The 11,654-nt window shown below is 43.0% G+C and carries 8 protein-coding genes; all 8 read left to right on the top strand.

What is annotated here, in order from left to right; all coding sequences use genetic code 11:
* Positions 1-18 precede the first annotated feature (18 nt).
* Entirely contained in the window at positions 19-3,486 is a 3,468-nt protein-coding gene (locus K6V21_RS05000) for a protein kinase domain-containing protein (RefSeq protein ID WP_224321046.1), read from the top strand.
* Between the two features lie 15 nt (positions 3,487-3,501).
* Positions 3,502-6,831, top strand: coding sequence for an AAA family ATPase (locus K6V21_RS04995; RefSeq protein WP_224321045.1), 3,330 nt, complete (start codon positions 3,502-3,504; stop codon positions 6,829-6,831).
* Positions 6,832-6,861: 30 nt separating this feature from the next.
* Positions 6,862-7,536: an FHA domain-containing protein gene (locus tag K6V21_RS04990; RefSeq protein WP_224321044.1), complete on the top strand. Its 675-nt coding sequence runs from the start codon at positions 6,862-6,864 to the stop codon at positions 7,534-7,536.
* A 62-nt stretch (positions 7,537-7,598) separates the two neighbouring features.
* Positions 7,599-8,348 (top strand): PP2C family protein-serine/threonine phosphatase, encoded by a 750-nt coding sequence (locus K6V21_RS04985; RefSeq protein ID WP_217712847.1) that lies wholly within the window; start codon positions 7,599-7,601, stop codon positions 8,346-8,348.
* A 130-nt stretch (positions 8,349-8,478) separates the two neighbouring features.
* Complete coding sequence (locus K6V21_RS04980) at positions 8,479-9,060, top strand: hypothetical protein (RefSeq protein ID WP_224321042.1); 582 nt, start codon at positions 8,479-8,481, stop codon at positions 9,058-9,060.
* A 304-nt stretch (positions 9,061-9,364) separates the two neighbouring features.
* Entirely contained in the window at positions 9,365-10,156 is a 792-nt protein-coding gene (locus K6V21_RS04975) for a DUF2589 domain-containing protein (protein ID WP_224321041.1), read from the top strand.
* A gap of 83 nt (positions 10,157-10,239) precedes the next feature.
* Complete coding sequence (locus K6V21_RS04970; RefSeq protein ID WP_224321039.1) at positions 10,240-10,872, top strand: DUF2589 domain-containing protein; 633 nt, start codon at positions 10,240-10,242, stop codon at positions 10,870-10,872.
* 236 nt (positions 10,873-11,108) lie between these two features.
* Entirely contained in the window at positions 11,109-11,564 is a 456-nt protein-coding gene (locus K6V21_RS04965) for a DUF2589 domain-containing protein (RefSeq protein ID WP_217712843.1), read from the top strand.
* Positions 11,565-11,654 lie beyond the last annotated feature (90 nt).

Here is an 11,654-nt window from a genome sequence, read left to right as displayed (position 1 = left end):
TTAAAACTATATAGAATTATGAGCGACTTTAGAGACAGTGATAAAACACTGCGTCCCGGTAGTGCGGACGGTGATAAAACTTTGCGCCCTGCCCTGAAAGCCGAGAAAACCCTTCGTCCTGGTGAAGAAGAAAAAACTCTTCGCCCGGAAGATGATAGTAAGAAGACCTTGCGCCCTGGTGTAGCTAACATTGACAAAACTCTGCATCCCGGTGGAATGGAGGATAAGACGTTGCGTCCGGTTTCGTCAGATGATGCGACCTTACGTGCCGAACAGCAAAAGGCGATTGAGGCTATCACTCGCCAGCATGATACGGAATATCTTATTAAAGGTTTGAATTACAGGGTTATAAAGTTAATATCGGATGGGACGGGAGAAGCTCAGATCTTTCTGGTGGAAAATAAGGGAAAGCAGTACGTACTAAAACTCTATTATGTTGGTATTGAACCGCCTCCTAATCATCAGATACTTGAAATTATAAGACAAACTCCGCGCTCGGGATTATTAGTGGATATCATAGATCATGGTCAGTGGGATAATCCGCGTGTTTCCGGTGAATTGAGGCATTATGAAGTAATGACTTACTGTAAAGGAGGCTCTTTGGATAAAATAAACCTGAAAGGAGACGAAAGAAGGCTTTGTGAAATTGCTAAACAAGCTGCTGCTGCCATTGATTTCTGTCATAAGCATGGGTTTATTCATCGGGATATCAAGCCGGGTAATTTCTTTTTTGCCGATGAGAATCAGAATCAGGTGCTGCTGGGGGATTTTGGTATTTCTGTAAGATGCGATCAGAATGGAGTTGCCCGTACGGACCAGGCTCGTACCCGCATTTATGCAGCTCCCGAAATGTATTATACGGTTCCCGGTGAGAATCGGGTGGAGATTGACACGAAGAGTGATTTTTACTCTCTTGGTATGGTTTTGCTCTGTCTGTGGATGGGCGAGAAAGAGTTTAAAGAAAGAGAATTTGAACTGATGAAGCGCAAACGTACGGGAGATTTGCCTTTTCCTGTGGATTTATCGGGACGAACGCTACAATTAATAAAAGCATTGACTGCACCGCAGCCGGAAAAACGTTGTGGATTTACCGAAATCGTTCGTTGGGCTCGGGGAGAGGATGTATTCAGTGATTTTGTCGGGCAGGAAAGTAAACGTCGTTTCAGTATTATTTTTAATGCCGGAAAGAATCAGATAGCACATTCACCCGAACAATTGGCTGATTTTATGCGACAGGATCAGAATCTTGCCATTAAATATCTCTATACCGGTAAGCTTACGAAATGGCTGAATGATAATCAGCGGCCGGAATTGGTTTCGGAAATCGAAGATATTGTAGAAAAGCGCTATCCGAAGGACCAGACTGCCGGGCTGTATGCCGCCTGTTATACGCTCAATGTGGATATGCCCTATTATGATGTCAAGGGACGTCCGCGGACTACCGCCGAAGAAATAGCGCAATCTCTCATTGAGAACTTCAGCACTTACCAGACTACCTTGGCGAACGCGAACGATCCCCTGTTTCTCTTTTTTAATGCGCACGATCTGAAGCGGCTTACGGATAATGCAGCTTCCTTGTTTAATAAAAAAGGTCGCCAGCGGGAGGCTTTATGGCGTTTGATCTATGAGCTTGATCCTTCACGTCCTTATGAATTGATCGATGAAAAGGGGAATTTGGGGCGTTGCAATACACCGGAAGAAGTTCTTCATTATGCTTATAATCATATGTTGAGCGCTGATTCGTGGAATGATTTGGCGGAAGAGTCTTTCCTGATATGGTTGGCAGGTCGTGATAAAGGATTGGTAGGGAAGATACGTACTCAATTGAAAGGTTTCACTACATCCGATGCTGCGGTAACTTACGGTGTACTTTATAATTTGAGTCCTAAGGTTTCCTTTACCCTGCAAATGGACGAGACAGCAAATAATTATTATTTCACGCATACTCAAATAGCCCAATTCATCAATCAACAGTTGATGGTTTACAAGAATACACCGAAGAATGATCCGGATCATGAATATGCCGATTATATTCTCGGCATGCTTTCAAGTCTGAAAGGTTCGCGGCTCTATTTCTATCTGAAGTCTAAGGGTGTGTATGAGGATAAGATTGAATGGATAAATTATTGCTTTGAACTGAAATCCAAAGATAATCTCCGGAAAGCAGGCCCTTACAACTGGATTATAGCTACCTTTAAGATGATCAAGGGATTGGGCGCTTTACCTTATTATTACTTCAAGGATAGTGATAAGAGTATAACCGATTTGGACGGATTGAAGTCCATTCCATCGAAAGAAGTTAAGGCAGAACTGGAGAGTGGATATTTGAGAGACTGGCTTACTACTTTCTTTCAGGAGAATCCGTTGAAGAATCTTTCTCCCAAATTCGCATATGAGCAGGAAACGGTGAAATATCTCGAATTCATCGAAAAAATAGATAGTAAAGATACAGATGTTTCCAATTTCCGTATTGCCACCAATTTTGTGAATAAGAACCTGCGGAAAGTGCGTTTGCGTTGTAGGATACTGACAGTGATGCGTGTATTGCTGGGAATACTGTGTTTCATTCCTATTCTGGCTTTTGCAGCTGCATTATGCTTCTACGGGCTTCCGTTCACAGAAAATCCGTTGCCCACTGTCTCCGTCGGTGCCATTGTGACGATGACTGTAATTTTCAGTATCCTTATGTATGTCGCTTCTGATTTCAAGAATCTTATATTTTGTATTCTTTTAGGTGCTATAGTGGGGTCGGTAATCTATTATGTGGTCTATTTTGTGCTCGAACTCATCATGCCATATGCCCATTATGTATTGGCCGGACTTCTGGTTCTGCTGGCTTATTATCTGATGAAAAGCTGTTATTTCAAGCTTCCGGTAGAGCGGAGCCTGCACAGCCATCTGCTGAATCCAGGTTTCGAGGAGACGGGATTGGAGCCGTTGCATTTCGCTTTCAAGGCGGATGTGGGAACGCATTTTGAATCTTCCATCGGTGGTGAATCGGTGAAATACGCCACCTATCTGAAGGAGTGCATCCGCAAGTTCATTTATCGTGCCGTGCTTTCCATGGTGATGGTAGGCTGGCTGGCCTACCTGTTTGTGCAATATACTCCGGCATTCGGTCTGGATGCCTCCCGTTTTCTGCAAAACGACAGGAAGCTTAAAGAGCTGGTAGGTACATGGGAGGGTACGTTCGAAGGGCGTAATGCTACGCTGAACATAACGAAAGCAGACTCGGAAGGTTTGAAGGCTACTATACATGTGCAATATACGAATCTGACCGATGAGACGCTGACGGGCACTGTGAATGCCGTTACGAATACTATCCATTTTGACGATGTATACAAGAACGGTACTCTCGACGGGCAGTATAACGGTACGTTCACCGGCGATGGAATGGATGCTTTTGAAGGTACTTATGAGAATTATACGACCAAGAAACAAGTGAACTTCAGTTTCAAAAAAGCGAAAGCAGATGTAGAGAACTGATAAATGAAGATGACTATGAATTGTCCGAAATGTAATAAGCCGAACCGTGAAAACGCTGTTTTCTGCAAATGGTGTGGCACCAATGTGGTTACTAAAGCTACTGAACCGTTGCGTGAGTTGGTAGGGATGGAAACCGTCAAGAACCAGTTGCAGGATTTGGTAAATACTTGTGAGTCGCTCGCTTTGCGTGCACAGCGTAGTGGCATTTCCATTCGCCTGGGCATGGACATGATTATTACGGGAAATACCGGAACCGGTAAAACCAAACTGGCAGGAGTATTGCAAAAACTATTGTACTCCAGTGGTATTATCAAGAAGCCTGCCATGAAAGTAGTGGATGCGGTGGATTATGAGGAGTTTGCCAAAGAGTGGGAAAAGAATACCGCCGACCTGAAAGGGGGTATTCTCTGCATTGAAAATGTGCAGAAGCTTTTGCCTTCGGGTGCAGCCAATGATATCAATAAGCTTGATAAGCTGTTCAGCTGTATGGATAAGTGGAACAATGATCCGATAGTCATTCTTTCCGGGCTTTCATCGGCCTTTAAAGAGTTTCTGGTATCCAATCCTGATGTGCGCAATCGCTTTGAGTATTACTTCGATCTGAAAGATTTCAGTATGGAGGAACTGAAGCAGCTTTGTATCCATGAACTTAAAAAACGTTATGGGATTGCATTGAGCGAGGAAGCGGATGCCAAATTGGAACGTGTGTTTAAGAATGAGATGCGACAGAAATCAGATGATTTCGGGAATGGGCATTTGGCTGTGAAAAAAGCGGCTGATATCTTTGCCAATACTATCAAGCGCGATCCGAATGCATCGGTTGCCATTCCTGAGGATATTCCCGGTAAAGAGTTCCGGCAGAAGAGTTATGAGGAGATCATGGCAGAGCTGGATGAGTTTGTCGGTATCGATGAAATCAAGGCAACGGTGCAGAAAATCATTCATAAGATAGATTTTGAACGGGAACGGAAAGGTGCCGGAGCTAAACGGGAGGTCAAAGATCATTTTCTGTTCCTTGGTAATCCGGGAACGGGGAAGACAACGATTGCCCGTATCTTTGCTGATATTCTGAATTCGCTGGAAGTGTTGCCCATCGGTCAGCTGGTGGAAGTTTCACGAAAGGAGCTGGTTGCGGGATATGTGGGTCAGACGGCCTTGGCCGTGGAAAAATATGTGGATATGGCTATGGGCGGAGTGCTGTTCATTGACGAAGCCTATACATTGAAGCAAGGTGATAATGACCAGTTCGGCCAGGAAGCAATTGATACGTTGCTGAAACTGGTAGAAGACCGTCGTGGGCAGTTTGTGGCTATTGCTGCCGGATATACAAAGGAGATGGGAGAATTTCTGAGCTCCAACTCGGGGATGGCCTCCCGTTTCAATGAAACGGTGACTTTCCGCGACTATAAAGCCGATGAATTGGCGGAAATTTTTCGTCGGCAGGTGAAGAAAGAGCATCTGACCCTGGATGAAGAGGCCGAGGCATTTATCCGTAATTACTTCTCGAAGATGTATCTGACCCGTACACGCAATTTCGGTAATGCCCGCGAGGTACGTAACACAATGGATCGTGCAATCAAGAATCAGGGAGTCCGGTTGCTGGAACTGAAGGGTACACCGGATTATGATGTATCTATGGTGCATGTACTGACGCGTGCGGATATTGAAGGTGAAGAAAGCAAAAATATCAAGAGTCTGGACACTGTACTTGCTGAACTGAATGAATTCGTCGGTATGGACAGTGTAAAAGCAGAGATACGTGCGTTGGCGAACAAGATAGCCATGGACAAGGAAATGATGGAAATGGGTATTGCTGACGCTGAGGTGACTCCTGTACACATTGTGCTGACGGGTAATCCGGGGACAGGTAAGACCACCATTGCCTGTAAGTTGGGAGAGGTCTTTAAAGCCATCGGTCTGCTGCCTACCGATAAAGTCGTGGAAAAGGAGCGTAAACATCTGATAAGTACATATCAGAATGAGACGGCCAAACTTGTGGATAAGGCTTGTGACGAAGCAATGGGCGGTATTCTTTTTATAGATGAAGCCTATGCCCTGATGCCTATCAGTGCGGGTGGAAGTAAGGATCAGACTGGAGTGGAAGCCGTGGAGGCACTAATGACCCGAATGGTGAAGGATGCCGGGAAATTCGTGGTTATCTGTGCCGGTTATCGCGCTGAAATGGAGGAATTTGTCAATAATGCCAATCCGGGCTTCCGGCGCAGGTTTAGTAATTTTCTGCATATCGAGGACTACTCGGCAGACCAGTTGATTTGTATTTATCGTTCTCTTATCAGGAAGAAAGGGAATACACTGACACCGGATGCAGAAGAGATGCTGATTAAGTTAGTCGATGAAATGGTGACATCGAAAGATGAGAACTTTGGAAATGCAGGGGAAATGGTGAAACTCTTTGAGAAAACCAAAGCCCGCCGTGCCAACCGGCTGGCACAATTACATGCCGGAGGACAGACCTTGACTCGCGAAATGTACCTGACCATCGAGGCGGAGGATATTCCGTATGATCCGCCAAAGATGATCGATGAAGAAGAGTGCATGGCAGAATTGAACCAATTGATCGGATTATCCGGCGTGAAACGTGAAGTGAAGGAGATTGCCGATTATATCAAAGTGGAGCGTGCTAAGGCGGAAGCGATGGGTAAGAAATTCCAGGGTGTAGTGGATCACTATCTCTTTGTCGGTAATCCGGGAACGGGAAAGACTACTGTGGCACGTATCATGGGAAATATTTTCTATTCATTGGGCGTATTGCCCAGCAATCGCTTGTTGGAAGTAACCCGTAAGGACCTAGTAGAAGGCTATGTGGGACAGACTGCCACTAAGACGGCACGGGTTGTGAAGCGTGCGGTGGGCGGTGTGTTCTTTATTGACGAAGCTTATTCACTGATGGGCGATAACTTCGGGCAGGAGGCTACGAATACCATTTTGCCGATGTTGCTTGATTATAAGGGGAAGATGGTTTGCATTGCTGCCGGGTATCCGCGTGAGATCCGCCAATGGATTGATACGAATTCCGGTTTGGAATCCCGCTTTACCAAGGTAATTCATTTTGAGGACTATAATCCCGATGAATTGGCGCAAATTTTTAGGATGAAGGTGAAAAAGGATAAGCTAACACTGACTCCTGAGGCAGAAAATGCCATGCATGTTTACTTCACGGACTTATATAATCGTCGTGAACGTAATTTTGCCAATGCCCGTGAAGTAAATAATTATTTCGATCGGGTGAAAAAGAACCAGAGTTCCCGTCTTCGTCACGAAATGGAGCGTCCTGACTTTGATCCGGCAAGCTACAGTATATTGTTACCTGAGGATATGGGATAATTGAATCACTAATCGTTAATCACTAAAGAAATGAGTACATTAGTCAACTGCCCCAAGTGCAGAGTTGAAATAGAAAGTGATAGTTACTATTGCGATCAATGTGGTGTTGAACTGTATATTTGCCCTCAATGCCATGTGTTTGGAAAGGGGAAGCGATGCACGCAATGCGGTCAGCCGTTAGTATCCGCTAAAGCTACAGCAGGCGATAGCAGTTCCAAGGACCGATCGGTTGCTCCGATTCCTGCAGGGCAACCTGCTTCTGGCGGAGCTGCTAATTTCGCGCCTTCATCTGCAAACCAAGTCGTGTCGCCTGTGTGTCCTTCCACTTCTTCTGTGAATTCCTCGGCTTCTCCTGTGAGTCCGGTTTCTTCTGAGCCTGAAAAGACAATGCGTCCGGGAGTATCCGCAGTTCCACTTCCTGTACGTTTGGTTTGTTCTGCCGCAGGCATTCGTTTAGGTTTGGGAAATGGCGTGGTGATTGGTCGCAGAAAGGGCGATTATGTATCTGCATTTGCTTCTCAGGGATATGTTTCCGGTACCCATGCCCGCTTACAGAAGAATGTATCCGGACAATGGGAAATAGTGGATCTGGATTCTACCAATGGCACGTTTGTAAACGGTAACCGTCTTTCGCCGAATGTACCTGTTATGTTTAACATCGGAGATGTCATTCGCATAGCCAATCTTGATTTCAAGGTTGAATAGAATCGATGGAATAGAGCCAATCTTAATCATAGGTTGTAATCATTAAATCGCAAAATTGCCTTATGTTATTATTGAAATGTCAGCTTGCCAGTGATATGGGGTGCATACGTACCAATAATGAAGATATGATACTCTTCAACGGAGGACTTTATCGTGACGAAACATACGAACAAAAGTTTGAACTCATTCCTCAAGCTCGTTTTACGGCTTTTGTAGCGGATGGTATGGGCGGACACGAAGGTGGAGAGTTTGCCAGTGAGTTGGCTACCCAGGCATTCGACCGTTTTATTACCGATCTTCCTTGTGGACTTTCTCATGAAGTACTGTCCGGTGAGATAAAGAATTGGGTGAATGAAACTCATGCTCTGATAACAAATAAGGGCGTTGAACTTCCTCAATACGAGGGAATGGGAACCACTTTTGTAGGTATGTTCAGTTATGAAGAGAGCATCTATATGGTGAATATTGGAGACAGCCGCCTGTATCGTTATCGTGGCGGTATTCTGAAACAACTTTCGTCGGACCACTCCATGCGGGAACTGACCGGAGATATGACTACTCCATCCAATGTAATCTATAATTCTTTGGGTGCCGGAACATCAGCTTTTGCCGATTTCACCGAATTAACCGGCCAATTATTGGATGAAGACCTCTTTTTGATTTGTTCCGATGGTTTGAGTGATATGCTTACAGATGATCAGATTGAGGAAGTCCTTCAGCGAGAACCTACTGCAATCAGTTTGACAGAAGCTGCAAAGGCGGCAGGTGGCAGGGATAATGTGAGTGTTGTGCTTCTGCGGGTGATAGAATAGGAAGAGATAGCCGATCAAATGCACGATATAGGTTGATGAGTCAGATATTTAAAAAAAATATATTGCTATTTCTTTTTATTTTTGTTTCCTTTGTTGTCAAATAATCGAATATTTTAAAGTAAGAGCGAAGATGCAGTTTCCATTTATCTATCTGATCGTTTTCTGTTTACTCGTGATTCTTTTTCTGGTCTGGTATATTCAACGGACCAAGCAGCGGAAGAAGTATCTCGAACAGGAGCACAAGTATGACCAGGCTTTATTGGAAGTGCATGCGGTAGAGACTGAGTATTATATTTCTTTATTGAGGGATAAGCAAGAAGAAACTCAAAAACTGCTTTCTCAGAAAGAAAGTGAAATCAGAAAATTGGCCGATGAAAAGGCACAATTATGCAATGTGATCTTTAAAGAGACATCCATTTATAAAACAATAGAACGGCTTAGCCGTCAAGACAAAACTAAAAATAAACAGGACTTACGCATTTTATTGGAAGATGAACAGAAGAAACTGCGTTCTACTGTTGTAGAGATATACAAGGACTATATAGAGTATCTGCACCAAACCTATCCTAAATATACAGAAGACGATTGTCTATTTTCATGCCTCTCAATTTGTGGATTAGATGATTTTACCATTGCTCTCTGCTTTGGGAATGTCAATAAGCAAATTGTGGCTCAAAGGAGGCATCGGATAAAATTAAAGGTTGCTAATTAGCCTGCTTTTTGAAATTGTTATTACTTCTCTTTGTAAGTGGTTGATAAGTAACTAGTTGTGAAAATTAGTTGTTATCACTTATGTTCTTTTTTTTGCTTTTATGTCACTAACTTTGTCACATTACTAATTGGGGTAAGTGTGAAAGACATATGGGTGAACGCATTACTATTAGTTTTTATCCGGCGGAAAAGCCTAAGAGGAAAAAAGGATTTTTTGTTCGTTTATTCGAGTGCATAAAAAGATGGATTAAGAGACTTCTGAGTTTTAGTTAACATATTTAATAACTTCTTCAAAACGCATTATTATGGATACAAATTTATTATCGATGTCGCAGCAATTCTCCGGGCTGCCAATGGAAAGCTTAATCGGAGGTCCTTTGAATGCAGCCGCTAAGGCGAATTCTTCAATGGCTCTTACGCAAACAAGGTTTATGTTGGATACTTGTTTCAACATGAAGAAGAAGGATAAAGATGGGAACGAAATTCCGACCCAGTATGAGCCTATCATGATTGATATGGTATTAACCAGAAGTGTTATAACTCCGGGTATGGATACTACTAAAGGGATTCCTCAAGCCAGTACTAAATTTAGTCTGCCTTTATTGACAATCTTGCCAATCAATTCATTAGCTGTCGAAACCGTGGATATAAACTTTGAAATGGAAGTAAAATCAAGTTTCTCTGAAGACAATAATGAAGCAAAATCATCTGAGAGTGCAGGTGAAGGTAGTTTTGAAACTAAAATAGGCTGGGGGCTGCTAAGTACAACTATTAAAGGTTCGGCCAGTTATTCTTCAAAAGATTCTTCGACCCATGATACACATTATGAGAAGAGTAATTCTGCCAAGTATACGGTTAATGTACATGCAGGCCAATTGCCACTTCCTAAAGGAGTAAACACTATTATCGAAGCATTTGCACAAGCAATTCAGCCTATAGAATTGACCCCTGCAAAAGGTGAAGGAGCTAATGGAGGAGCTGGAGCTAATGGAGGGGCTGGAACTAATGGAGGAACTGGAGCTAATGGAGGAGCTGGAGCTAATGGAGGGGCTGGAACTAATGGAGGAACTGGAGCTAATGGAGGAACTGGAGGTTAAGAACCAAAATAAGTAAATATTGGTGATAAACTTAATATGTAGAATTATCAGGGAAATTTAATATTAAGTCGAAATAAACAATTATGTCTGAAAACGAGCAAGTTACATTCAAACCTCAATTTGGGGCAGAGCTTAACATTGAATCCATCATTGGCGCACCTTTGGTGGCGGCCTCGAAAGCCAATGTTATGATGCTAACCGGGCAGGCTCAATTCTTGCTTGATTATTGCTTCACAAAAGAGGAGGGAAGTGACTTGCGACAACCTCTTATGATAGAGATGGTGCTGACTCAGCCGGTTGTTGATCATACGAAACAACCGACTGATCCGGGATACATCTCTATCAACAAAATGGCTTTCCAGGTTCCTTTACTGTGTTTACTGCCTTTAAATTCTCTTGCAATTGATAAGATCAATGTGGATTTTGATCTGGAAATCACATCGGTGGGTTCTTATGATTATAAATCGAAAGTGAATGCGGATGTGCAACTTGTAGAGAAGAAGGCGGTTCTGAATGGAAGAATTGCTCCAGCCAAACAGGAATATAAGAAAAACTTCCGTGAACAATATGATAGTACTTTGTCAAGCCGTCTTAAAGTGAATATACATGCGGGCAGACTACCTTTGCCTAAAGGAGTATTGACTTTACTTGATTTGTATACGAAATCGATACAGCCCATACAAAAAATAGATAAACAGTCGGAAAAAGAAGAATAGAAGTATGATAGATCAAAATATCCCATGTCCGGTATGCAGGACCCAAATACCCGTTGATTTGCATTTGTTAATCCAAGGCGTACAATTTTCATGCCCTAACTGTCAAGCGGCGATTGGGTTAGCATCGGAAAGCCGCTCGGTAGTGAGTGAGGCAGTCGACAACTTTGAAAAGTTGAAAAAGATAGCACCTCAGAAAAAGTAAAATAGCATAGTGTCGAATCATAAAATTCATCGATATGATTAGCTTTAAATTGTTTGTAGAGGCTATCCATCATGCCATTGTAAGTGCCAGTGACTCGCTGATGGACAAGAATGAAGGCTTGCTGGATAAGTATTTTGAAAAGCCTGTTGACGGGGAGGGGAAAAATAAAGGGGCATTGGTTCCGAAGATAGTGCAACTTGAATATCCTGCTTTGGATGATACCGGAGCAGTTACTACTACAACAGTTCAGGTCCCTTTAATCACATTGGTACCTGTTACAGCCTCTAAAATAGAAAAGGCTACTGTGACGGCAGAATTTGCCCTAGAAGTTATAAATGATGAGCTACAGATCAGCTTCCCTAATAAAAAAACACCAGAAAATGCTACGGTAGGAAAATTGGAGATCGTTATTTCACCACAAGAATTAACGGATGGACTGGAATTGATTATCGAGGGATATGCAAATGCTTTGAAACGGCAGATTACCTGACAGACAAGGAAGTTTCAATTATTAATTTTAAAAAGTAACTACTAAGAAAGTATATCGGTTTGATGTTTAGAATTTATTGGAAATAAGGAC

The organism is Bacteroides cellulosilyticus, from assembly GCF_020091405.1.
Taxonomy (GTDB): Bacteria; Bacteroidota; Bacteroidia; order Bacteroidales; family Bacteroidaceae; genus Bacteroides.
The sequence above is the reverse complement of the archived record's forward strand: the minus strand, read 5'-3'. Positions and strand labels throughout refer to the sequence as shown.